Below are 22,778 nucleotides of genomic sequence, written 5' to 3' on the forward strand. Positions count from 1 at the left end.
GCCTTCTCATTGACCAGCAAGGGATTCGCTGATACCTAGTTATTGAACAAGTGTTCATTAATTCGACGGGGAGGTCGCAATATGTTCACGGCTACCATGCAGTTCGATCTGGGTGAGGATGTGAATGCTCTGCGTGAGATGGTTCATCGCTGGGCGCAGGATCGGGTCAAACCAATGGCGGCCGAGGTCGACAAGTCCAACGCCTTTCCCAATGAATTGTGGAAAGAGATGGGAGATCTTGGGCTGCTTGGGATCACGGTGCCTGAGGAATATGGTGGGGCGGGGATGTCCTATCTGGCCCACACCGTCGCCGTGGAGGAAGTCGCCCGGGCTTCTGCTTCGGTCTCATTGTCCTATGGGGCGCATTCCAATCTGTGCGTCAACCAGATCAAGCTGAACGGTACGGATGAGCAGAAGGCCAAATACTTACCGCGCCTAGTCTCGGGTGAGCATGTGGGCGCATTGGCTATGTCCGAGGCTTCGGCGGGGTCAGATGTGGTGTCAATGAAGCTGCGCGCGGAAAAGCGTAACGATCACTACCGGTTGAACGGCAACAAGTATTGGATCACGAACGGGCCGGACGCGGACACTCTGGTCGTTTACGCCAAGACGGATCCAGAGGCGGGTTCGAAAGGGATCACTGCGTTTCTGATTGAGAAAGAGATGAAGGGGTTTTCCACCTCTCCGCATTTCGACAAGTTAGGCATGCGGGGATCGAATACCGCCGAGTTGATCTTCGAGGACGTTGAAGTGCCTTTCGACAACGTCTTGGGTGAAGAAGGCAGGGGTGTCGCTGTTCTGATGTCCGGTCTGGATTACGAACGCGTTGTGCTTGCTGGGATCGGCACTGGTATCATGGCCGCATGTCTGGATGAGATCATGCCTTATTTGGCCGAGCGCAAACAATTCGGCCAACCGATCGGCAACTTCCAACTAATGCAGGGGAAAATAGCGGACATGTACACCGCAATGAACTCCGCTCGGGCTTATGTCTACGAGGTTGCCAAAGCTTGCGACCGAGGCGACGTGACCCGTCAGGATGCGGCCGCATGCTGCCTCTACGCGTCCGAGCAGGCAATGACGCAGGCGCATCAGGCGGTGCAGGCGATGGGCGGAGCCGGGTTTCTATCGGATTCGGCGGTTAGCCGGATTTTCCGCGACGCCAAGCTGATGGAAATCGGCGCGGGCACCAGCGAAATACGCCGTATGCTCATTGGCCGGGAATTGATGAACGAAATGGTTTGAAAAGAAAACGCCCCGCCAATTCGTGGCGGGGCGTCGTCTACGAGGGATCAGAAGCGATGAACGTAGGATACACCGACCAGCCAAGGGTCGATTTCTGCGGTTCCGATATCGGCACCGTCCAATTTGACATCAGTGTCGATGTCGAACCAGCGCACGTTCAGACGTACTGCACCCTTTTCTGTGACCATGTAGTCCACGCCAGCCTGGAACGCGACGCCGACGGAATTGTCCAGTTCGAGATCGCCCAGATCGGACTGTTCGTCAAAGAAGATGGTATAGTTGATACCAGCGCCGACATAGGGCTTCCACGCGCTGTTGGTCGGGAAGTGATAGTTCAGCGACAGGGTGGGCGGCAGCTGCTTGACCGAGCCTGCATCGATGCTGCCACCCAAGGTGACATCGTGGCTGAACGGGGTCGCGGCCAACAATTCGATGCCCAGATTGTCGCGCACGAAATATTCGGCGGTAAAGATCGGGCGGGTGTCCGCGTCCACCTCGGCGTCGAGGCCGGCCAAGGTGCCGTTGTCGGACTTCGGATCAAGGTAGCCAATACCGATACCGAGGATCCAATCACCTTGGTTCTGGGCCATTGCAGGGGCGGCAAGCGCAACGAGCGCGGTGGAGAGCGTCAAAGCGGCGAGTTTTTTGGTCATTTTACGGCCTTTGGATTTGTTGATGATCCGGTTTTGCAACACCCGACCGTAGAGAACCCTGATCTGTATCAAGTTCCTGCCAGGGCTCGTGACATTTTGGCTGCGGCTAATAGCTTGAAAACAAGGGACTATCATCATGAATCCCGGTAGGCGCATACCCGGTATGCGGAAAGCCGGAGGCTGGGCGATCCCTGAAAGGCTCAACATGGCACGGCAGTGCCTTGAGCATTCCGACGACCGTGTAGCCATCATTGATCTGACCAATGAACAAAGCGAGGTTGTCACTTTTGGTCAGCTGGCACGCATGACGGATGGAATTGCGCGCGGGCTGAAGCCGCATGTGAAAACAGGCGACCGTGTGGGCGTATTGTTGAGCCAATCACCCTGGTGCGCGGCGGCGCATCTGGCCATCTGGAAGCTTGGGGCGATCTCGGTGCCTTTGTTCAAGCTGTTTAAGCGGGATGCTTTAGCCTCGCGCGTGGGGAATGCGGGCGCGCAGTTGGTGCTGACCGATGTTGAAGGGTCGGCGTTGCTGGGCGATCTGGCCAAGCCATTGCTAGTAGACCAGATTGCGCCGTCCAACGACCCGCTGCCTTTCGCGGACACCGGGCCAGAAGATCCCGCTGTTTTAATCTACACCTCGGGCACCACCGGTAGCCCGAAAGGCGCTTTGCACGGTCATAGGATTCTGACTGGACACCTGCCGGGCGTTTCGATCAGCCACAATCACTTGCGCGAGGGCGACTGCCTTTGGACGCCTGCCGATTGGGCATGGATTGGAGGGTTGTTCGATGTGCTAATGCCCGGCTTGGCGCTTGGCATACCGGTGGTTGCAGCGCGGTTAGAGAAATTCTCTCCAGAGGCATGCGCCAATGTGATCACGAGGGGCGGGGTGCGGAACGTGTTCTTCCCACCAACGGCTTTGCGCATGCTCAAGGCGGCAGATCAGACGATTTCCGGGCTTCGCTCAGTGGCGTCCGGTGGTGAACCGTTGGGGGCCGAGATGCTGGCATGGGGAGAACAAGCGTTTGGACTTACGATCAACGAATTCTACGGCCAGACCGAATGCAACATGGTCGTCTCTTCCTGCTCCAAGGATTTCCCGGTTCGGCCCGGATGTATTGGTAAACCAGTGCCGGGGCATGACGTGGCGGTGATCGACGAAGATGGCAACCCAACCGATGAGGAAGGCGACGTGGCCATCCGGCGCGGTTCGGCCTCCATGCTATTGGAATATTGGAACTGGCCCGAGGCGACAGCTGATAAGTTCCGGGGCGACTGGCTGATAACTGGCGACCGGGGCGTGTGGGAGGGTGATTATCTGCGCTTCGTAGGCCGCGATGATGATGTGATTACGTCCGCCGGATACCGCATCGGCCCGGCAGAGATCGAGGATTGCCTGCTGACCTACCCTGCAGTGGCGACGGTCGGCGTAGTCGGCAAGCCCGACCCACTGCGGACCGAGATTGTGAAAGCCTATGTGGTGCTGAAACCGGGGGCTGAGGCGTCGGGACAGGATTTACAGGATTGGGTCAAGGATCGTCTGGCGAACTATTCGTACCCGCGCGAAGTTGAATTTCTGGAGGCGCTGCCGATGACGGTGACGGGGAAGGTGATCCGCAAGGAATTGAAGGCGCGGGCGGCGAGAGAGGTTGCAAAATGACGTATTCCTTTGATTTTGCGCGCGATACGGCGAACTTCCCCAAGACCGTGATAATCGCATGCCCGAACTGCCAAAAACCTGCGCGGTTTGTACCAGCAGAGTTGGAGGTTATGACAAAGAAATCTTTTGGCGAAACGCTTGGTAAGGACGTCATGGTCGTGAGAGCTGATCGGCCCAATCGCAACTACGCGAACTGGCACCGCGAACACACCCTTACTTACATCGGCCTCGGCGGTTCGGACGTTCATTCGTCGAATTCTCTTTATCCGATAGGAATGTATCGGCATCTCCTCAATTCTCTGCTTGGAACGTCAATCTGCGACAGCTGCCATACGCCCAGAAAAACCAAGATCCGTTGGCCTCAGGACGCATATCATCAACTTAGTTATTCTGGTCGATTGCTGTGGTTTTATGACCGCGAACATGTCGCGGCGATGCTTGAGTTGCTGGGCGGAAAAACCCCAGCAACTCACCCTTGGCGCTATTGGTTCGACAGGAAGCTGCCAACGGTTTTTAAATCCGCCCGAGCACGTCGACAATTGCCCGCGAAATTGAAAAGGATTCTGCGCGCATGAAACTCGCATCCAAAGCTATACCCGCCTCCGAGGGCTTCAAAGCAAACCGCGCGGCCCATCTTGATGCGCTGGCGCAAATCTCCGCTGCAGCCGATGCCGCTCGCATGGGGGGCGGTGAGAAATCCCGCGCGCGGCATGAATCTCGGGGCAAGATGCTGCCCCGGCGCCGGGTGGCGAACCTGCTTGATCCGGGGTCTCCGTTTCTGGAAATTGGCGCAACGGCGGCGCATGGGATGTATGGTGACGCGGCACCCTGTGCCGGCGTGATCGCGGGCATTGGCCGGGTGCAAGGGCAAGAGGTCATGGTGGTCTGCAACGACGCCACCGTGAAGGGCGGCACCTATTATCCCATGACCGTTAAGAAACACCTCCGCGCGCAGGAGATTGCCGAGGAAAACCATCTGCCTTGCATCTATCTTGTCGATAGCGGCGGCGCGAACCTGCCCAATCAGGATGAGGTTTTTCCCGACCGCGACCACTTTGGCCGCATCTTCTATAATCAAGCGCGGATGAGCGCGAAGGGCATCCCTCAGATCGCCGTGGTGATGGGATCGTGTACGGCGGGCGGTGCCTATGTACCCGCGATGTCGGACGTGACGATTATCGTGAAAGAGCAGGGCACGATCTTTTTGGCCGGGCCACCTTTGGTCAAGGCTGCCACAGGTGAGGTCGTCAGCGCCGAAGACTTGGGCGGTGGCGACGTTCACACCCGTCTATCAGGCGTAGCCGATTACCTGGCCGAGGATGACGCCCACGCGCTGGCTCTGGCGCGCCGTGCTGTCGGGTCGCTGAACCTGCGCAAGCCGCAGACGGTGGACTGGGCCAGTCCGGAAGACCCTGCCTATGACCCGGAGGAAATTCTGGGCGTTGTCCCCGCCGACTTGCGCACGCCCTACGATATTCGCGAGGTGATCGTGCGGCTGGTCGATGGCTCGCGTTTCGATGAATTCAAGCCGCGCTTTGGTGAGACTCTGGTGACCGGCTTTGCCCACCTCAAGGGCTGTCCTATTGGGATCATCGCCAACAACGGTGTTTTGTTCTCTGAAGCTGCACAGAAGGGCGCGCACTTTGTGGAACTGTGTTCTCAGCGCAAAATCCCCTTGGTGTTTCTGCAAAACATCACGGGCTTCATGGTCGGTCGCAAATACGAAAACGAAGGTATTGCACGGCATGGGGCCAAGATGGTGACAGCTGTTGCTACGACTAACGTGCCGAAAGTTACCATGCTGGTTGGCGGTTCCTTCGGGGCCGGAAACTATGGCATGGCTGGGCGCGCTTACCAACCTCGTTTCCTGTGGACCTGGCCGAACTCTAGGATTTCGGTGATGGGTGGAGAACAGGCGGCAGGTGTGCTGGCTACCGTCAAACGCGACGGTATCGAACGGCAAGGTGGCACCTGGTCCGCCGAAGAAGAGGCCGATTTCAAACGCCCCACGCTTGAAATGTTTGAAGAACAGTCACACCCGCTCTATGCCGCGGCACGCCTGTGGGATGACGGCATTATAGACCCCCGCAAGAGCCGCGATGTGTTGGCCTTGTCGCTTAGCGCGGCGTTGAACGCCCCTATTGAGGAGACACGTTTCGGCGTGTTCAGGATGTAATGAGCATTACAGCGAACGACGTTTTGGCCCGCTACCCCGGAGCGCAAACATTAAAATTCGGTGACAGCGCCGAAATGAGTGCCGAACTGCTGGACCTAGTACGCACTGGTCGAAAAACGGCCACCTGTGGCGCTCGGAGGGATTATCCGGTCGGCAGCCCTGAAATGCCAATAGTTGGGCGTAGGGATATCGCTTTGAATTGGGATGATAGTCCGGCGCTAGTAATCGAAACGGTCGATGTTTCGATCCGCCGGTTTTGCGACATGACCGAAGAATTCGCTTTGGCGGAGGGTGAGAACGAAACGTTGGAAGGATGGCGAGAGGATCATCGCCGGTACTTCGAGCGAAACGGTGGGTTCGATCCCGAGATGGAATTAGTGTGCGAGCGATTCCGTCTTGTCGAGGATCTGGCGAGTGAGGATTAGAAAATGTTCGCTAAAATCCTGATTGCCAACCGGGGCGAAATAGCTTGTCGCGTCATCGAAACCGCTCAGCAGATGGGCGTTTCTTGTGTTGCTGTCCATTCTGATGTCGATGCAACATCTAAGCACGTGCAGATGGCGGACGAGGCGGTGCCTATCGGCGGCGCGGCACCGGGGGAAAGCTACCTGAAAGGCGACGTTATCATTCAGGCTGCTTTGGATACGGGCGCGCAAGCGATTCATCCGGGTTATGGGTTTCTTTCTGAAAACCCGGACTTTGTAGACGCGGTTGAGGCCGCCGGCCTGAGCTTTATCGGTCCTTCGGCGGATGCGATACGAAAGATGGGCCTCAAAGACGCCGCCAAGGTGCTGATGGAGCAAGCCGGAGTACCTGTTGTTCCCGGATACCACGGAGACAATCAAGACCCCGAACATCTGGCGGGTGCCGCAGACACAATCGGGTACCCGGTTTTGATCAAAGCGGTCGCTGGTGGTGGCGGAAAAGGCATGCGGTTGGTGGAGCGACCCGAGGATTTTGCTGCCGCGCTGGACAGTGCCCGTAGCGAGGCCCGTACGGCATTCGGCAACGACGCGGTTCTGGTCGAGAAATTCGTCGCCAAGCCCCGCCACATCGAAGTGCAGGTTTTCGGCGATGGCACCAATGCAGTGCATTTGTTCGAGCGCGATTGTTCTTTGCAAAGACGCCATCAAAAAGTGATTGAAGAAGCCCCAGCCCCTGACATGACACCCGAGATGCGCGAGGCGATGGGCCAAGCGGGTGTCCGCGCGGCTGAGGCTATCGGTTACAAGGGCGCAGGGACGGTAGAATTCATCGTTGATGCTTCGGACGGGCTGCGGCCGGACCGGTTCTGGTTTATGGAAATGAACACACGACTGCAGGTCGAGCACCCAGTGACCGAGGCGATCACCGGTGTTGACTTGGTGGAATGGCAATTGCGAGTGGCCTCGGGCGAAGCGCTGCCGAAGAAGCAGGGAGACTTGTCTATAAAAGGCCACGCGTTCGAGGCAAGACTGTACGCCGAAGATGTTCCCAAGGGGTTTTTGCCCGCGACTGGTACTCTGACGCACTTGCAATTTCCGCCCTTGTGTCGCGCGGACAGTGGTGTGCGTGCAGGCGATACGATCAGCCCTTGGTATGATCCAATGATCGCCAAAGTCATCGTTCACGGCGCCACCCGCTCGATTGCACTGGAACAGCTACACCGAGCACTCGAACAGACCGAGGTTGCGGGTACTGTTACCAACCTGGCTTTTCTTGGGGCGCTTACCCGGCACAAGGGCTTCGCCGCAGGAGACGTCGATACCGGGCTGATCGGGCGTGACATCGAAGATTTGACGCAGGTCGATACTGTGTCTTCTGAAACATGCGTTGCCGCTGCTATGACCGCGCTGAATATGGTCGATACTAATGACGAAACTGGGTTTTCCCTCTGGGCACCTTTGCACAGGGCAGTTCAGTTGATGGCTGGGGACGTGATTAACTTGGATGTGCAGGTCGAAGGGCTGGATCGCCAGATATGGCAGATCGGTGAAGATACGATCCTCGCCGAGCGAAAAGCAGGTGGATGGTCAATCGGCGGCTCTCCGATGCCGCGCGTTTGGATGAGCGGACCCCAGATTACCGTCTTCGAAGGTTACGGACAGGCGTTCGAAGTGATCGATCCGCTGGACCGCGCCGCAAGTGCTGCTGGAGATACCAACGTTATTGAGGCGCCAATGCCTGGCTTGGTCAAGGCTGTCTTTGCGCAAGTAGGCCAAGATGTGCGGGAAGGGGATAGGCTGGCGGTTCTTGAGGCTATGAAGATGGAACATTCTCTTTTAGCCGCTCGCGATGGCGTCGTCGCTGAGGTGTTGATCGAGGATGGGGAACAAGTCGAGGCTGGGGTCGCTCTGGTTCGGTTGGAGGAGGAGTGACCTATCCGTGCGGCGCATCGCGTGGCACAGTCGGGACATACATATAGAGAACGAGACAAGACCGGGAGGAACACTGGAATGGGTGATCGGGTTGAGATCTTCGAAGTGGGGCCGCGGGACGGTCTGCAGAATGAACAACGTGAAATTCCGGTAGCCGACAAAGTGGCTCTCGTTGATTGCCTCAGCCGCGCGGGGTTTAATCGTATCGAAGTTGCAAGTTTCGTTTCTCCCAAATGGGTACCGCAGATGGCGGGAAGCGCGGAGGTTCTTGCCAGCATCAAGCGAACCGACGGGGTACGCTATGCCGCACTGACACCGAATATGCGCGGATACGACGATGCTTTGGCAGCCAAGGCAGATGAGATTGCAGTGTTTGCTTCCGCGTCAGAAGGTTTTTCGAAAGCCAATATCAACGCTACGATTTCCGAGTCCATCGAACGTTTCACTCCGATCCTCGAGGCCGCGCGGCATATTGATCTGCCTGTGCGCGGCTACGTTTCTTGCGTGACCGATTGCCCGTATGACGGACCGACCCCGCCCGAGAAGGTTGCCGAAGTCGCAGACCGATTGTTTGCGCTGGGCTGTTATGAGGTGTCTCTGGGCGATACGATCGGACAGGGGACACCGGACACTATCGCACATATGCTTTTGGCAGTGCGCGAACGCGTTCCGGTAACCCGACTGGCAGGGCATTTCCACGACACGAATGGTCGAGCTATCGATAATATTGACGCTGCGCTGGCTCTGGGTGTTCGCAGCTTTGACACGTCAGTCGGAGGTCTTGGGGGGTGCCCTTATGCGCCAGAGGCGGCTGGGAATGTAGCGACCGAGGCTGTAGCAACCCATTTGGAACGACTAGGTTACGAAACCGGCTTGGATCAAGCAGTTTTGGAAGAGGCCTCGCAGTTGGCCCGGTCCATGCGGTCAGTGTGAGGGGCAGGTATGTTTGAAACGATTTCGGTCAGCGCCGATACACGCGGGGTGGCCAAGCTGACCTTGGATCGCGCTGAAAAGCACAACGCGATGTCGGCACAAATGATATTTGAACTGACACAAGCGGCCAAGCAGCTGGGTAGAGATAACTCAGTACGTGCGGTGGTGTTGACTGGCGCAGGCAAGAGTTTCTGCGCGGGCGGCGATTTGGGCTGGATGCAAGACCAGATGGCCGCTGACCCTGAGACCCGTTTCACCGAAGCGCGCAAACTGGCCGAGATGTTGCAAGCGCTGAACACGATGCCGAAACCCCTGATCGGCGCGATACAGGGTAATGCCTTCGGTGGAGGGGTCGGGTTGGCCGCAGTGTGTGATGTAGCCGTTGGTGTGGAAGGCGTGAAGATGGCCTTGACTGAAACCAAGCTAGGGCTGATCCCGGCAACAATTGGCCCCTATGTTGTCGCTCGCATGGGCGAAGCAAGGGCGCGGCGGGTTTTCATGTCTGCTAAAGTGTTTGAAGCTGCCGAAGCGGTCGCGCTTGGATTGTTGGCGAAAACCGTCCCTGCCGCGAGTTTCGACGATGCAATTGAGGCAGAAGTCTTACCTTATTTGTCCTGCGCGCCGGGTGCCGTGGCATCGGCGAAAGGTCTGGTGCAGGCGTTGGGGCCCACGATCGACGACTCGGTAATTGACCAAACGATCCGCGCGCTGGTCGAACGATGGGAAACCGAAGAAGCCAAGGAGGGAATCGGAGCGTTTTTTGACAAGCGAAAACCCGTCTGGAGCGGTCAAAGTTAGCGCATGACATTGTAGTTTTAGATTCGCGAAAACCCTTAGCCCTCCAATTGCCAAAGCAAGTGGAATATTAAGCCCCTGCGCGTTTGTGTTCGGTTGACCCTCTGACCCCGCACGGATAGAGAATGTCCAGTCGACACGCCAATTGACGGCGCCCTCCGATCAGGGGTGCGCAGGAAAGGAGCTTTTCGTGGAAGACCTGTTGCGGGAATATCTCCCGATCCTGGTGTTTCTGGCCGTTGCTGTAGGCCTTGGAATCGTCCTGATTCTGGCTGCTGTGGTTTTGGCAGTTCGCAACCCCGACCCCGAAAAAGTCAGCGCGTATGAATGTGGCTTCAACGCCTTTGACGATGCGCGCATGAAATTTGACGTCAGGTTTTATCTGGTCTCGATTCTTTTCATCATCTTCGATCTTGAGATTGCGTTTCTGTTCCCGTGGGCCGTTGGCTTTAAAGACATCAGCGACGTTGGGTTCTGGTCCATGATGGTGTTTCTGGGCGTTTTGACCATCGGCTTTGCCTACGAATGGAAGAAAGGGGCACTGGAATGGGAGTGATGACGGGTGCAAACACCGCCGGCGCCGACAAAGAAGTCGCCACCCAGGCCCTGAACGTCGAGTTGCAGGACAAAGGTTTCCTGCTGACCTCGTCTGAGGACATCATCAACTGGGCGCGAACTGGTTCATTGCACTGGATGACATTCGGTCTGGCCTGCTGCGCGGTCGAAATGATGCATACCTCGATGCCGCGGTATGACGCGGAACGGTTTGGCATTGCCCCACGTGCGTCCCCGCGTCAGTCCGACGTGATGATCGTAGCGGGAACACTTACCAATAAGATGGCCCCGGCACTGCGTAAGGTCTACGATCAGATGCCCGAGCCGCGCTATGTGATCTCTATGGGGTCCTGTGCGAATGGGGGTGGTTATTACCACTATTCTTATTCAGTTGTGCGCGGCTGTGACCGCATTGTTCCGGTGGATATCTACGTGCCGGGTTGCCCTCCAACCGCTGAGGCGCTGCTTTACGGTCTGATGCAGCTGCAACGCAAAATTCGCCGCACCGGCACTATAGTACGCTGAGGATAGGGTTGATGAGCGAAGCACTCAAAGAACTCGGCACACAGCTGGAACTGAAACGCGCAGATTGCGTTCTGTCTTGGGACGTGACCCATGGCGAGCTAAACGTCGATGTGGCTCCGTCGAGCATTGTGGAATTTGTAGAATTCCTGAAGTCCGACCAAAACTGCAAATTCTCGACACTCGTGGACATCACTGGCGTGGATTACCCCGAGCGGGCCAAACGGTTCGACGTGGTCTATCACTTCCTGTCGATGTACCAGAACCAGCGAATCCGTCTGCGGGTTTCGATCCGCGAGGAAGATATGGTGCCCTCGATCGTCGACGTTCACCCCTCGGCCAACTGGTTCGAGCGGGAAGTGTTCGACATGTTCGGCATTTTGTTCTCGGGTCACCCAGACTTACGGCGTATCCTGACAGACTATGGTTTCCGTGGTTATCCGCTGCGCAAGGATTTCCCGACGACTGGCTATACCGAAGTTCGGTATGACGAAGCGCAAAAGCGCGTCGTCTACGAACCGGTCAGCCTCGTGCAGGAATACCGCCAATTCGATTTCATGTCCCCTTGGGAAGGTGCGAATTACATTCTGCCAGGGGATGAAAAACAGGAGTAGCCATCATGTTTGAGTTCCTGATCTGGATTGTACTGGTGGTGGCAACGGTCGTACCGATGCTCAAGCTGCTGCCGCATTTCGGGATCAACAAGAACTGGGCGTTTGCATGCATCATCTCGCCGGTCGTGATTGTCCTTCTGTGGATGATGGCGATGAAGCTGCAAGAGATGGAGCGCCGCTGACATGATGGGTGAATTGATCATTTTGGGCGCATTGGGCGTCTTGCTTGCAGGGGCCGCTGCTAAAGCAGCCGAAGCTGAAAAGGTTCGGGTTCGGGCCGAAGCGAAGAAAAAGAAACGGGGGCGTTGATGGACGGCTCAAGATACGATGACGGCAGCACGGACGCGCTGAGCGGAGAACAGAAAATCCGCAACTTTAACATTAACTTCGGACCGCAACACCCTGCGGCACACGGTGTTTTGCGTCTTGTGCTTGAGCTGGACGGCGAGATCGTTGAACGCTGCGATCCGCATATTGGTCTGCTGCACCGCGGTACCGAAAAGCTGATGGAAAGCCGTACGTATCTGCAGAACCTGCCGTATTTCGACCGCCTTGATTATGTGGCGCCAATGAACCAGGAGCATGCCTGGTGCTTGGCCATCGAAAAGCTGACCGGTGTGGAAGTGCCGCGCCGTGGCTCGCTGATCCGGGTTCTGTATTCCGAGATCGGTCGCATCCTGAACCACTTGCTGAACGTGACAACGCAGGCGATGGATGTAGGTGCACTGACCCCGCCCTTATGGGGGTTCGAGGAACGCGAAAAGCTGATGGTGTTCTATGAGCGTGCATGTGGTGCGCGCCTGCACGCCGCCTATTTCCGCCCCGGTGGTGTGCATCAGGACCTGCCGCCGGAATTGCTGGATGATATTGAGGCGTGGAGCCACGAATTCCCCGCCATTCTGGATGACATCGACGGCCTGCTGACCGAGAACCGCATCTTCAAACAACGCAACGCCGATATTGGTGTCGTGACCGAGGATGACATTCAGAAATACGGCTTCTCGGGCGTGATGGTGCGCGGGTCGGGGCTGGCATGGGACCTGCGACGCGCGCAGCCCTACGAATGCTATGACGAGTTCGAGTTTCAGATTCCCGTCGGAAAAAACGGCGACTGCTACGACCGTTACCTTGTGCGCATGGAAGAAATGCGCCAGTCGTTGATGATCATCCGTCAGGCCATCGCCAAAATCCGTGACTGCCCCGGCGACGTTTTGGCACGGGGAAAGATCACCCCGCCGAAACGCTCGGACATGAAGACCTCGATGGAAAGCCTGATCCATCACTTCAAGCTTTATACCGAAGGCTTCCACGTGCCCGCCGGCGAGGTTTACGCGGCGGTCGAAGCCCCCAAGGGCGAATTCGGCGTCTATCTGGTCGCCGACGGCACCAACAAACCCTACCGCGCCAAACTCCGCGCGCCGGGATTCCTGCACCTGCAGGCGATGGATCATGTCGCGGGCGGGCACCAACTGGCTGACGTCGCCGCGATCATCGGGACGATGGACGTCGTATTTGGAGAGATTGACCGCTAATGCTCCGCCGTCTTCACCCCGAGCAACCCGAAAGCTTTGCCTTCACTGCTGCCAACCAGCAATGGGCCGAAGCGCAGATCACTAAATACCCCGAGGGCCGTCAGGCTAGCGCGGTCATTCCGCTGCTGTGGCGCGCGCAGGAACAAGAAGGCTGGCTTAGCCGTCCGGCGATTGAATCCGTCGCAGATATGCTGGGTATGGCCTATATTCGCGTTCTTGAAGTTGCCTCATTTTACTTCATGTTCCAGCTGCAGCCTGTTGGATCCGTGGCGCATATTCAGGTGTGCGGCACCACGTCCTGTATGATCTGCGGGGCTGAGGATTTGATCGCAGTCTGCAAGGAAAAGATTGCGGCCAAACCTCATGTCTTGTCCGCCGATGGCAAGTTGAGCTGGGAAGAGGTCGAGTGCCTCGGCTCCTGCACCAACGCCCCAATGGCGCAGATTGGCAAAGACTACTATGAGGATCTGACTGCCGAAAATTTTGGCAAGATCATTGACGATCTGGCCGCGGGCAAGGTGCCGACGCCGGGTCCGCAGAACGGGCGCTATGCCGCTGAACCGCTGAAAGGCTTGAGCAGCCTGACCGAATATGAAGCGGATAAGCCCGAGTACAATGCCAGTGTCGAATTGGCGACTGAGCTGAGCGATACGGTCAAGCGCATCGACGGAACCGAAGTTCCAATCCTGACCCCTTGGCTGGGCAAGGATGGCAAGGCGGCGGCGTCCAAATCGGCTCCGAAACCTCCGAAAGAACCGGCGCCTGCGAAGCCTGCTGTGAAGCAGGCAGAAGAGGCGAAGGAAACCAGTGGGGTTAAGGAAGACCAGCCGGAAACGCTGACTGCAGCGCGCGATGGCAAGGCGGATGACCTTAAGCTGCTTAAGGGCGTGGGACCCAAGTTAGAGCAGACGTTGAACGAGCTTGGTTTTTACCACTACGACCAAATCGCGAAATGGACACCAGAACAGGTAGCCTGGGTCGATGCGCGCTTGAAGTTCAAAGGCCGGATCGAACGGGACGGTTGGATCGAACAGGCCAGTAAATTGGCGGCTGGTGAAGAAACCGAATTCGCCAAACGCGCCAAGGAAGACGGCACTTACGAAGACTAAATGACGGTGCCCATCCGGGGCATTCTAGGTGAGATGGACAAGGACAAGGAACAAGCCATAGCCCGCAAGGGCCGACATATTGGCATCGTCATCGCCGTGACGATGGTGTTTTGGCTTGCCATGACAATGTTCATTGGCCCCGCGCTCGGAATGCCGGGGCGCTATGCGCTGCTTTTTGATTTAGCTGCTCTTGCAGGTTTCATTTATGCGGGCGTCAATATTTTTCAACTCTGGCGCATGCGTCAGGACAGCTGAAGGTAACACGCGATGCTGAAGGATCAGGACCGGATCTTTACCAACATCTACGGGATGCATGAGCGTACTTTGAAAGGTGCGCAGGCTCGCGGGCATTGGGACGGCACTGCTGGCCTGATCGAAAAGGGCCGAGACTGGATCATCCAGACGATGAAGGACTCGGGGCTTCGCGGTCGCGGCGGCGCAGGTTTCCCAACCGGGCTGAAATGGTCGTTCATGCCCAAGGAAAGCGATGGGCGTCCAGCTTATCTGGTGGTGAACGCAGACGAATCCGAGCCCGGTACCTGTAAAGACCGAGAGATCATGCGCCATGATCCGCACACGCTGATCGAGGGGTGCTTGATCGCGTCTTTCGCGATGAACGCAAATACTTGCTATGTTTACCTGCGTGGCGAGTATATCCGCGAGCGTGAAGCGCTTCAGGCCGCTATTGACGAAGCCTATGACGCGGGCCTTCTAGGAAAAAACGCTGCCGGATCTGGCTGGGATTTTGACTTGTTCTTGCATCACGGTGCGGGCGCATATATCTGCGGTGAAGAAACCGCCCTGATCGAAAGCCTCGAGGGCAAAAAGGGCATGCCGCGAATGAAGCCCCCTTTCCCGGCGGGTGCGGGTCTGTACGGCTGCCCGACAACGGTTAACAATGTGGAATCCATTGCTGTTGTGCCGACTATACTACGTCGAGGGGCCGACTGGTTTGCAGGCTTTGGTCGCCAGAACAACGCGGGTACCAAATTGTTTGCCATCTCGGGTCATGTGAACAACCCATGCGTGGTCGAAGAGGCGATGTCTATTCCCTTCGAGGAACTGATAGAAACCCATTGCGGCGGTATTCGCGGCGGATGGGACAACTTGTTGGCGGTGATCCCGGGTGGCTCTTCGGTTCCATGTGTGCGCGGTGAGAACATGCGCGATGCAATCATGGATTTCGACCATCTGCGCAATGATCTGGGCTCGGGTCTTGGCACGGCGGCGGTGATTGTGATGGATAAATCCACCGACATTATCAAGGCAATCTGGCGGCTGTCGAAGTTTTACAAGCACGAAAGCTGCGGCCAGTGCACACCCTGCCGTGAAGGCACCGGGTGGATGATGCGTGTTATGGACCGCCTAGTACGTGGTGAGGCGGAGTTGGAAGAAATCGATATGCTGTTCGACGTGACCAAACAAGTCGAGGGCCACACAATCTGCGCACTTGGTGATGCGGCCGCGTGGCCTATTCAGGGGTTGATCCGCAATTTCCGGGAAGAGATCGAAGATCGGATCAAAGCTCAGAAATCAGGTCGCATGGGGGCGATGGCAGCGGAATGATCAGACAGCCCGACGGATATCATCTGGCCGAACTGAACATTGGCCGCCTGCTGGCCCCGACGGATGACCCTCGGGTGGCTGAGTTTATGGCCAATCTCGACAAGGTTAACGGCTTGGGCAAGCGGATGCCGGGCTTTGTTTGGATGATGGAAGGCTCGGGCGAGCCGGGAACCGGGAATACAGAAAACGCAATTGGAGACGATCCTCAATTTGTCGCCAATCTGACCGTCTGGGAAGATGTCGCGAGCCTTGAGACATTTGTGTGGGGCACGATACACAAACAGTTTTACGACCGCCGTCAGGAGTGGTTTGAACTGCTGGGAGATCAGCATTTCGTCATGTGGTGGGTGCCCGCAGGGCATCAGCCGAATCTGGATGAAGCCATGGCACGGCTAGAGCGTCTGCGCCAGAATGGTCCAAGTGAACACGCCTTCGGATGGGCGGATTTGAAACAAGCAAGCAAGTGGCGTGACAATCGTTGCGCTCAGGTCGCGGCGGAGTGAACGGGATGACAAGACATTCTGATCGCCCGCAAGGCCGTCCAAACGCCAGCCATCTGACAGGAAGGCTGAAAGTGAAAACGACGAAACTCTCAATCTTAGCAGGCCTTTCGGGGCTTTTGCTGATTTCCGCGTGCGGCAGTATATCTTCGTCCAGTGATCGTGTGCAGTTTGATGGACAATTCTTCCGCGCCAAGGCAAAGCACGTCGACAAGAAAGCAATGCCCACTGACTTCACCGTCGTGGTGAACGGTGTCTCGGCCTCGCTGGACGGCGCGCGCGAAGCCGGACGGTACGAAGGTACGAAATTCTGCATCAGTAATTTTGGTTCTTCCAGCATTGAATGGAAAGTCGGACCTGATACCGAGCCTCAAAACCTGCGCATAAGCGACGACAAACTGACATTTGCAGGGGCTTGCCAGCGGCCATGATGCGTGTTTTTCCATATCATGCCGTGATGCGGGAGGTGTTATTGCATATCGCCCGGTCCGAATTTCGTCTTGGGATTCCCAAGACGAAAGGAGTCGTTATGTCTGGTGTGAAATTGCTCGCTGTTATGTCTGTGCTGGCCCTACCGGTAGCAGCTGAGGCGAAACCACCCTTACGCGAAGTCAAAGAGATCGATGATGAACTCTATTACATCGCCATCGCAAACGAGATTTCGGAGTACTGCCCTTCCATCAGCGGGCGGCGTCTAAAAGCGATTGGTGTAATGTGGGACCTGCGGTCCAAAGCAAACAAACTGGGGTACTCGGACAAGGAAATCCGGGCCTATGTGGATTCAGATGCCGAGAAAGACCGGATGCGCACCAAAGGTGAGGCATTTTTGGCCCAGAACGGTGTTTCCTACGACAACCCCAATTCCTTCTGTGCATTAGGACAGAAGGAAATCAAAAGAAACAGCGCAATCGGCGTGTATTTGAGGGCGAACTAGATCATGTCTGACCTCCGCAAAGTGAATATCGACGGGCAGGAAATCGAAGTCGACGGTGCGATGACCCTGATTCAGGCTTGTGAAGAAGCTGGGGTCGAGGTGCCGCGCTTCTGTTATCACGAGCGTCTGTCGATTGCCGGGAACTGCCGGATGTGTCTGGTCGAGGTCGTAGGGGGGCCGCCGAAACCGGCTGCTTCTTGCGCAATGCAGGTGCGCGATCTGCGTCCAGGGCCGGAAGGTCAGCCTCCGGTGGTCAAGACAAATTCGCCCATGGTCAAGAAAGCCCGCGAAGGGGTGATGGAGTTCTTGCTCATCAATCATCCGTTGGATTGCCCGATCTGCGACCAAGGGGGCGAGTGTGACCTTCAGGATCAGGCGATGGCCTATGGTGTCTCGGGTTCACGCTTTAAGGAAGCCAAGCGCGCGGTCGATGATCTGGACCTGGGTCCTCTGGTCGGCACCGCAATGACCCGCTGCATCAGTTGCACGCGATGTGTACGATTCACGACCGAGGTCGCTGGCATCACACAAATGGGTCAGACTGGGCGCGGTGAGGATGCCGAAATCACCTCGTATCTGAACCAGACGCTCGACTCGAACCTACAGGGCAACATTATCGACCTCTGTCCGGTTGGGGCGCTGACGTCCAAGCCTTACGCTTTCACGGCGCGTCCTTGGGAATTGACCAAGACGGAAAGCATCGACGTGATGGACGCTTTGGGTTCAAACGTGCGGGTGGACACCAAGGGGCGCGAAGTGATGCGTTTCCTACCGCGGAACCATGATGGCGTGAATGAAGAGTGGATCAGCGACAAGACCCGCTTTGTTTGGGACGGACTGCGCCGTCAGCGTCTGGACAAGCCTTTTGTGCGGGAAAACGGCAAACTACGCCCGGCTACGTGGTCTGAGGCGCTGACCAAAGCTGCTGAGGCTCTAAAGGGCGCTGAGAAGCCAGCTGGCATTGTGGGCGATCTTGCTCCGGTCGAGGCCGCGTTTGCACTGAAACAGATGATTGAAGGGCAGGGCGGTATTGTCGAATGCCGCACGGATGGTGCCAAGTTGCCTGCCGGCAACCGTGGGGCCTATGCCGGGACTGCAGCTATCCAAGATATCGACAGCGCTGAGCGTATTTTGCTGATCGGTACCAACCCACGTGAAGAAGCGCCTGTATTGAACGCGCGCATCCGCAAAGCATGGGCACATGGGGCCGAGGTGGCTTTGGTCGGTACAGCAGTCGATTTGACCTATGATTATCACCACATGGGCGATGACCGCGCAGCGCTGCAAAAGGTTGTGGACATGGGCGGCGATGATGAAATCAAGGGCAAGGCGTCGTTGATCATCATTGGCCAAGGTGCGTTGCAAGAAGCGGACGGTGCTGCCGTTCTTGCTGCCGCGCAAACCATTGCAAACAATACCGAAAGCGGCCTGATAGTTCTGCACACTGCTGCCTCGCGCGTGGGTGCGATGGATGTTGATGCGACCAACGAGGGTGGCATGGATGCCGTGAGCGCGGCCGACGTGATCTATAACCTCGGTGCGGATGAGGTTGAAATCGGTGACGGTGCCTTTGTGATCTATCAGGGCAGCCACGGCGACCGCGGTGCGCACCGCGCCGACGTGATCCTGCCGGGCGCAGCTTATACTGAAGAAAACGGCCTCTTCGTGAACACCGAAGGCCGTCCGCAACTGGCCATGCGGGCCGGATTTGCACCAGGTGAGGCGAAAGAAAACTGGGCGATCTTACGGGCTTTGTCTGCCGAGATGGGCGCGGCGCTGCCCTATGACTCGCTGGCGCAATTGCGCACCAAGTTGATTGAGGCGGTTCCACATCTGGCCCGCATTGATGAAGTAATCGAGAATGAGGTTCAGGCGCTGGAGGCTGGTCCTTTGGGCAAAGCTACCTTCCGTAACGCAGTCAAAGATTTCTACCTGACAAACCCGATTGCGCGCGCATCGCAACTGATGGCCGAGCTTTCGGCCCAGGCGCAAGCACGTAAAGCAGAGAAGATCGCAGCGGAATGAACCAAACTTATTTCATATCGCAGACTCTCGCGGCGGCCAGTTGGCCGCTTGCCGCGTCTGATTTGCGTTTGGAATTCAAGAAAAAGGGTGGCGCCGGGACAGCTTATGCTGTTTACACCAACGCGCCGACCCAGCCGCAGTTTGCGCAGGCACATGGCCTTAGCATCGCGCGCGAAAAACGGAATACCCACGGTGTGAGGACCAATGGCTGATTTCTTTAACACCCCAGGCGGAATAGCCATCATCATTCTGGCGCAAGTGCTTGCAGTTGTTGCCTTTGTGATGATCTCACTGTTGTTCCTCGTCTACGGCGACCGCAAGATCTGGGCGGCGGTCCAGATGCGTCGGGGTCCCAATGTGGTGGGCGTCTATGGTCTGCTTCAATCTGTGGCAGACGCGCTGAAATATGTGGTTAAAGAAGTGGTCATTCCCGCCGGGGCCGACCGCACGGTCTTTATGCTCGCCCCGCTAACCTCTTTTGTGTTGGCGATGATCGCCTGGGCCGTGATCCCGTTCAATGACGGTTGGGTTCTATCGGACATCAACGTCGCCATTCTGTATGTCTTCGCCGTGTCCTCGCTTGAGGTTTACGGAGTGATTATGGGTGGTTGGGCGTCGAACTCAAAGTACCCGTTCCTTGGTTCTTTGCGCTCCGCAGCCCAGATGATTTCCTACGAAGTCTCGATTGGCCTGATCATCATCGGGGTGATCATCTCGACCGGTTCAATGAACTTCGGCCATATCGTCGAGGCACAAGACGGGCGGTTCGGCTTCTTCAGCTGGTACTGGCTGCCGCACTTCCCAATGGTTTTCCTGTTCTTCATCTCGGCTCTGGCCGAAACCAACCGACCCCCGTTCGACCTGCCCGAGGCGGAATCAGAACTGGTTGCAGGCTATCAGGTCGAATACTCAGCCACACCCTTCCTGCTGTTTATGGCGGGCGAATACATCGCGATCTTCCTGATGTGTGCCCTGACCACGCTGCTGTTCTTCGGTGGTTGGCTGTCGCCGATCCCGGGCTTGCCCGATGGCGTGCTGTGGATGGTCGCCAAGATGGCGTTCTTCTTCTTCCTCTTCGCGATGGTCAAGGCGATCACGCCCCGCTACCGCTATGACCAGCTGATGCGGCTGGGCTGGAAAGTCTTCCTGCCATTCTCGCTGGCCTGGGTGGTGTTCGTGGCCTTTGCGGCGAAATTCGACTGGTTCTGGGGCGCGTTTGCCCGTTGGAGCGTGGGTGGCTAAGCTTATGAAGGTGCTCGTTATACTCCTATCATTGGTTTGCGTGCCGTTCGCTGTTTTCGCGGACACAACTTCCGTGTGGGTGCGTGCGAAGTCGTGCTTCAAGGCAGAAAACTTCGATTGTGCGTATGAAGCTGCATTTGGTCTTCTGGAGACAGGTGACATAGTGATTGGAAATGACCAGACGACAACAGAGTCGATGATGTTCTTCCAATTGGCTTTTGTGGAAAAGTCTGCCCGGGCAACTTATTCAGAAGTATTTAGCATGAACAAGTTATTGATCGAGCAGATCGGTCGCCAGCCAAATCGTCTTCCATTTGTGTTTGGGTTAACCTTTTTGACAGCAGAAAACGCTTGTCGGGGCGAGAGTGAGTGTGATTTCGGTGATCAGTTTTTGGAACTCTATTGCAAATTCGAGCACGAACTACCGCCGATATCAGTTCGGCCTCTCGAAGATGAAGATCATGCGTATCAATTGTCCGATAAGGGGAAGCAATATTTTGATCGCGTAATGCGCCTAGAGCCTGACTGCAAGGAAGCTATCTCGTGACCCAAATCGACTATACCCGCGCCGCCAAGTATTTCCTTCTGCAAGACTTCTGGGTCGGCATGAAGCTGGGCTTGAAATATTTCTTTGCGCCCAAGGCCACTGTGAACTACCCGCACGAAAAGGGCCCTCTGTCGCCGCGCTTCCGTGGCGAACACGCCTTACGCCGATATCCCAACGGCGAAGAACGCTGCATTGCTTGCAAACTCTGCGAGGCGATCTGCCCGGCGCAAGCCATCACCATCGATGCGGAACCGCGTGAAGACGGCAGTCGCCGCACCACGCGCTATGACATCGACATGACCAAGTGCATCTATTGCGGCTTCTGCCAAGAGGCCTGCCCGGTCGATGCCATTGTCGAAGGCCCGAACTTTGAATTCGCCACCGAGACCCGCGAAGAGCTGTTCTACGACAAGGAAAAACTGCTGGATAACGGCGAACGCTGGGAAGCCGAGATTGCTCGCAATCTGGAAATGGACGCGCCGTACCGATGAGTGACACGCCGACAAATCCGTTCGAGCTGATGATGAAGCAAGCTCAGGACATGGCCAAGGCGATGAACCCGGCGATGGAAAGCTTCTCGCCCAAAGGGTTCGAGGCGCTGTGGCCGACCATGCCCAAAGAGGTCATGGAGATGATGTTCGGCAACACCGTCAATCCAGATGGGCTGGATGCCAAGACGCGCCTGCTGCTAACGCTGGCTGGACTGACCTGTCAGGGTGCGCAAACGGACACCGCTGTGCGCCAGACCGTCCGTCATGCTCTGGAAGCAGGCGCGCGAAAACAAGAGATCGTGGAAACGATCGGTCAAATGTCGGTCTTTGCCGGCATCCCGGCCATGAGCCGCGCGCTGGAACTGGCGCAAGAGGTCATGGGCGATAACGAGGATGAGGATCAATGACCGTCTTTGCCTTCTATCTTTTTGCCATCAGCGCCATTGCCGGCGGGTTGTTCACGGTGATCAGCCGCCAGCCGGTGCACTCGGTGCTGTGGCTGATCCTGTCCTTCCTGTCCTCGGCGGGTCTGTTTGTGTTGCTGGGGGCTGAGTTCGTGGCGATGCTGCTGATCATCGTCTATGTCGGCGCGGTCGCGGTTCTTTTCCTGTTCGTGGTGATGATGCTGGACGTGGACTTTGCTGAGCTCAAGGCCGAAATGGCGCGGTATATGCCGCTGGCCCTTTTAATCGGTCTTGTCATCCTGATGCAGTTTGTCATGGCCTTTGGGGCCTGGGACAGCGCGCAGGGTGCTGCGGCCAATCTGGCGCAACCGGTTCCGGCAGACCGCCACAACACCGAGGCGCTGGGCGTCATTCTTTACGATCAATACTTCCTTCTGTTTCAACTGGCGGGCCTGATCCTGCTGGTGGCCATGATCGGCGCGATTGTGCTGACCCTGCGCCATCGTCAGGACATCAAACGTCAAGACATCGTCGGCCAGATGATGCGCGACCCGGCCCAGGCGATGGAGCTGAAGGACGTGAAACCGGGGCAGGGGCTTTAAGACGATGATCGGACTTGAACACTATCTTACGGTCGCGGCGACGCTGTTCGTCATCGGCATCTTCGGTCTCTTCCTGAACCGCAAGAACGTCATCATCCTGCTGATGAGCATCGAACTGATGTTGTTAGCGGTGAACATCAACCTCGTGGCGTTTTCCAGTTTCCTCGGCGATCTGGTCGGGCAGGTCTTTACGCTGTTCGTTCTGACCGTTGCGGCGGCCGAGGCGGCGATCGGGCTGGCCATTCTGGTCTGTTTCTTCCGTAACCGCGGCACCATCGCGGTTGAAGACGTCAATATGATGAAGGGGTAAGAG

The 22,778-nt window shown here is 56.8% G+C and carries 29 protein-coding genes; 28 read left to right on the forward strand and 1 reads right to left on the reverse strand.

The window, feature by feature from the left end:
* Positions 1-81: 81 nt before the first annotated feature.
* Positions 82-1,245: an isovaleryl-CoA dehydrogenase gene (locus ACR0L3_RS01830; protein WP_480743178.1), complete on the forward strand. Its 1,164-nt coding sequence runs from the start codon at positions 82-84 to the stop codon at positions 1,243-1,245.
* 47 nt (positions 1,246-1,292) lie between these two features.
* On the opposite strand, the gene ACR0L3_RS01835 is transcribed toward ACR0L3_RS01830, so the two are convergent.
* Positions 1,293-1,898 carry an OmpW/AlkL family protein gene (locus tag ACR0L3_RS01835; protein WP_480744645.1) on the reverse strand — a complete coding sequence of 202 codons (606 nt, stop codon included), beginning with the start codon at positions 1,896-1,898 and terminating at the stop codon, positions 1,293-1,295.
* A gap of 136 nt (positions 1,899-2,034) precedes the next feature.
* Between ACR0L3_RS01835 and ACR0L3_RS01840 the strand changes: the two genes are divergently transcribed.
* From ACR0L3_RS01840 to nuoK, 27 genes are all read left to right on the forward strand, one after another.
* A complete protein-coding gene (locus ACR0L3_RS01840; protein ID WP_480743179.1) occupies positions 2,035-3,561 on the forward strand; it encodes an AMP-binding protein in 1,527 nt (508 codons plus the stop codon).
* Positions 3,558-4,136, forward strand: coding sequence for a hypothetical protein (locus tag ACR0L3_RS01845; protein WP_480743181.1), 579 nt, complete (start codon positions 3,558-3,560; stop codon positions 4,134-4,136). Before ACR0L3_RS01840 ends, ACR0L3_RS01845 begins: the two co-directional genes overlap by 4 nt.
* Positions 4,133-5,737 carry a carboxyl transferase domain-containing protein gene (locus ACR0L3_RS01850; RefSeq protein WP_480743182.1) on the forward strand — a complete coding sequence of 535 codons (1,605 nt, stop codon included), beginning with the start codon at positions 4,133-4,135 and terminating at the stop codon, positions 5,735-5,737. Before ACR0L3_RS01845 ends, ACR0L3_RS01850 begins: the two co-directional genes overlap by 4 nt.
* On the forward strand, positions 5,737-6,162 hold the full coding sequence (locus ACR0L3_RS01855) for an ASCH domain-containing protein (RefSeq protein WP_480743183.1): 426 nt from the start codon (positions 5,737-5,739) through the stop codon (positions 6,160-6,162). The genes ACR0L3_RS01850 and ACR0L3_RS01855 overlap by 1 nt, the downstream gene beginning before the upstream one ends.
* A 3-nt stretch (positions 6,163-6,165) precedes the next feature.
* Positions 6,166-8,094, forward strand: coding sequence for an acetyl/propionyl/methylcrotonyl-CoA carboxylase subunit alpha (locus ACR0L3_RS01860; protein ID WP_480743185.1), 1,929 nt, complete (start codon positions 6,166-6,168; stop codon positions 8,092-8,094).
* A gap of 78 nt (positions 8,095-8,172) precedes the next feature.
* On the forward strand, positions 8,173-9,027 hold the full coding sequence (locus ACR0L3_RS01865) for a hydroxymethylglutaryl-CoA lyase (protein WP_480743187.1): 855 nt from the start codon (positions 8,173-8,175) through the stop codon (positions 9,025-9,027).
* A gap of 9 nt (positions 9,028-9,036) precedes the next feature.
* Positions 9,037-9,825, forward strand: a complete 789-nt coding sequence (locus ACR0L3_RS01870; protein ID WP_480743189.1) for a crotonase/enoyl-CoA hydratase family protein — start codon at positions 9,037-9,039, stop codon at positions 9,823-9,825.
* Between the two features lie 187 nt (positions 9,826-10,012).
* A complete protein-coding gene (locus ACR0L3_RS01875; RefSeq protein ID WP_050602775.1) occupies positions 10,013-10,378 on the forward strand; it encodes an NADH-quinone oxidoreductase subunit A in 366 nt (121 codons plus the stop codon).
* Positions 10,369-10,902, forward strand: a complete 534-nt coding sequence (locus ACR0L3_RS01880) for a NuoB/complex I 20 kDa subunit family protein (protein ID WP_480743191.1) — start codon at positions 10,369-10,371, stop codon at positions 10,900-10,902. Before ACR0L3_RS01875 ends, ACR0L3_RS01880 begins: the two co-directional genes overlap by 10 nt.
* Before the next feature lie 11 nt (positions 10,903-10,913).
* Complete coding sequence (locus tag ACR0L3_RS01885; RefSeq protein WP_480743192.1) at positions 10,914-11,513, forward strand: NADH-quinone oxidoreductase subunit C; 600 nt, start codon at positions 10,914-10,916, stop codon at positions 11,511-11,513.
* A gap of 5 nt (positions 11,514-11,518) precedes the next feature.
* Positions 11,519-11,695 carry a hypothetical protein gene (locus ACR0L3_RS01890; protein WP_050602773.1) on the forward strand — a complete coding sequence of 59 codons (177 nt, stop codon included), beginning with the start codon at positions 11,519-11,521 and terminating at the stop codon, positions 11,693-11,695.
* Position 11,696: 1 nt separating this feature from the next.
* Positions 11,697-11,822, forward strand: a complete 126-nt coding sequence (locus tag ACR0L3_RS01895; protein ID WP_264187107.1) for a hypothetical protein — start codon at positions 11,697-11,699, stop codon at positions 11,820-11,822.
* Entirely contained in the window at positions 11,822-13,045 is a 1,224-nt protein-coding gene (locus tag ACR0L3_RS01900; RefSeq protein WP_480743193.1) for an NADH-quinone oxidoreductase subunit D, read from the forward strand. The genes ACR0L3_RS01895 and ACR0L3_RS01900 overlap by 1 nt, the downstream gene beginning before the upstream one ends.
* Positions 13,045-14,154 carry an NADH-quinone oxidoreductase subunit NuoE gene (gene nuoE / locus ACR0L3_RS01905; protein WP_480743195.1) on the forward strand — a complete coding sequence of 370 codons (1,110 nt, stop codon included), beginning with the start codon at positions 13,045-13,047 and terminating at the stop codon, positions 14,152-14,154. Before ACR0L3_RS01900 ends, nuoE begins: the two co-directional genes overlap by 1 nt.
* A gap of 33 nt (positions 14,155-14,187) precedes the next feature.
* A complete protein-coding gene (locus ACR0L3_RS01910; RefSeq protein WP_480744647.1) occupies positions 14,188-14,409 on the forward strand; it encodes a DUF5337 domain-containing protein in 222 nt (73 codons plus the stop codon).
* 12 nt (positions 14,410-14,421) lie between these two features.
* Positions 14,422-15,720: an NADH-quinone oxidoreductase subunit NuoF gene (gene nuoF / locus ACR0L3_RS01915; protein WP_480743196.1), complete on the forward strand. Its 1,299-nt coding sequence runs from the start codon at positions 14,422-14,424 to the stop codon at positions 15,718-15,720.
* Positions 15,717-16,223, forward strand: a complete 507-nt coding sequence (locus tag ACR0L3_RS01920) for a DUF3291 domain-containing protein (protein WP_480743198.1) — start codon at positions 15,717-15,719, stop codon at positions 16,221-16,223. Before nuoF ends, ACR0L3_RS01920 begins: the two co-directional genes overlap by 4 nt.
* Positions 16,224-16,228: 5 nt before the next feature.
* Entirely contained in the window at positions 16,229-16,651 is a 423-nt protein-coding gene (locus ACR0L3_RS01925) for a hypothetical protein (protein ID WP_480743199.1), read from the forward strand.
* Positions 16,652-16,749: 98 nt separating this feature from the next.
* The gene (locus tag ACR0L3_RS01930; protein ID WP_480743200.1) at positions 16,750-17,154 is read left to right on the forward strand and encodes a DUF5333 domain-containing protein; all 405 of its coding nucleotides are present in this window, start codon (positions 16,750-16,752) and stop codon (positions 17,152-17,154) included.
* Between the two features lie 3 nt (positions 17,155-17,157).
* Positions 17,158-19,179 (forward strand): NADH-quinone oxidoreductase subunit NuoG, encoded by a 2,022-nt coding sequence (gene nuoG / locus ACR0L3_RS01935; RefSeq protein WP_480743201.1) that lies wholly within the window; start codon positions 17,158-17,160, stop codon positions 19,177-19,179.
* The gene (locus ACR0L3_RS01940) at positions 19,176-19,391 is read left to right on the forward strand and encodes a hypothetical protein (RefSeq protein WP_480743203.1); all 216 of its coding nucleotides are present in this window, start codon (positions 19,176-19,178) and stop codon (positions 19,389-19,391) included. The genes nuoG and ACR0L3_RS01940 overlap by 4 nt, the downstream gene beginning before the upstream one ends.
* Positions 19,384-20,421 carry an NADH-quinone oxidoreductase subunit NuoH gene (gene nuoH / locus ACR0L3_RS01945; protein ID WP_480743205.1) on the forward strand — a complete coding sequence of 346 codons (1,038 nt, stop codon included), beginning with the start codon at positions 19,384-19,386 and terminating at the stop codon, positions 20,419-20,421. Before ACR0L3_RS01940 ends, nuoH begins: the two co-directional genes overlap by 8 nt.
* On the forward strand, positions 20,414-20,968 hold the full coding sequence (locus tag ACR0L3_RS01950) for a hypothetical protein (protein ID WP_480743207.1): 555 nt from the start codon (positions 20,414-20,416) through the stop codon (positions 20,966-20,968). The genes nuoH and ACR0L3_RS01950 overlap by 8 nt, the downstream gene beginning before the upstream one ends.
* Positions 20,965-21,459, forward strand: coding sequence for an NADH-quinone oxidoreductase subunit NuoI (nuoI, locus tag ACR0L3_RS01955; RefSeq protein ID WP_039524264.1), 495 nt, complete (start codon positions 20,965-20,967; stop codon positions 21,457-21,459). The genes ACR0L3_RS01950 and nuoI overlap by 4 nt, the downstream gene beginning before the upstream one ends.
* Positions 21,456-21,866, forward strand: coding sequence for a carboxymuconolactone decarboxylase family protein (locus ACR0L3_RS01960; RefSeq protein ID WP_480743209.1), 411 nt, complete (start codon positions 21,456-21,458; stop codon positions 21,864-21,866). Before nuoI ends, ACR0L3_RS01960 begins: the two co-directional genes overlap by 4 nt.
* Complete coding sequence (locus tag ACR0L3_RS01965; RefSeq protein WP_480743211.1) at positions 21,863-22,465, forward strand: NADH-quinone oxidoreductase subunit J; 603 nt, start codon at positions 21,863-21,865, stop codon at positions 22,463-22,465. Before ACR0L3_RS01960 ends, ACR0L3_RS01965 begins: the two co-directional genes overlap by 4 nt.
* Positions 22,466-22,469: 4 nt before the next feature.
* Positions 22,470-22,775: an NADH-quinone oxidoreductase subunit NuoK gene (nuoK, locus tag ACR0L3_RS01970; protein ID WP_005984024.1), complete on the forward strand. Its 306-nt coding sequence runs from the start codon at positions 22,470-22,472 to the stop codon at positions 22,773-22,775.
* Positions 22,776-22,778 lie beyond the last annotated feature (3 nt).

The organism is Ruegeria sp. CK1 (assembly GCF_056536545.1).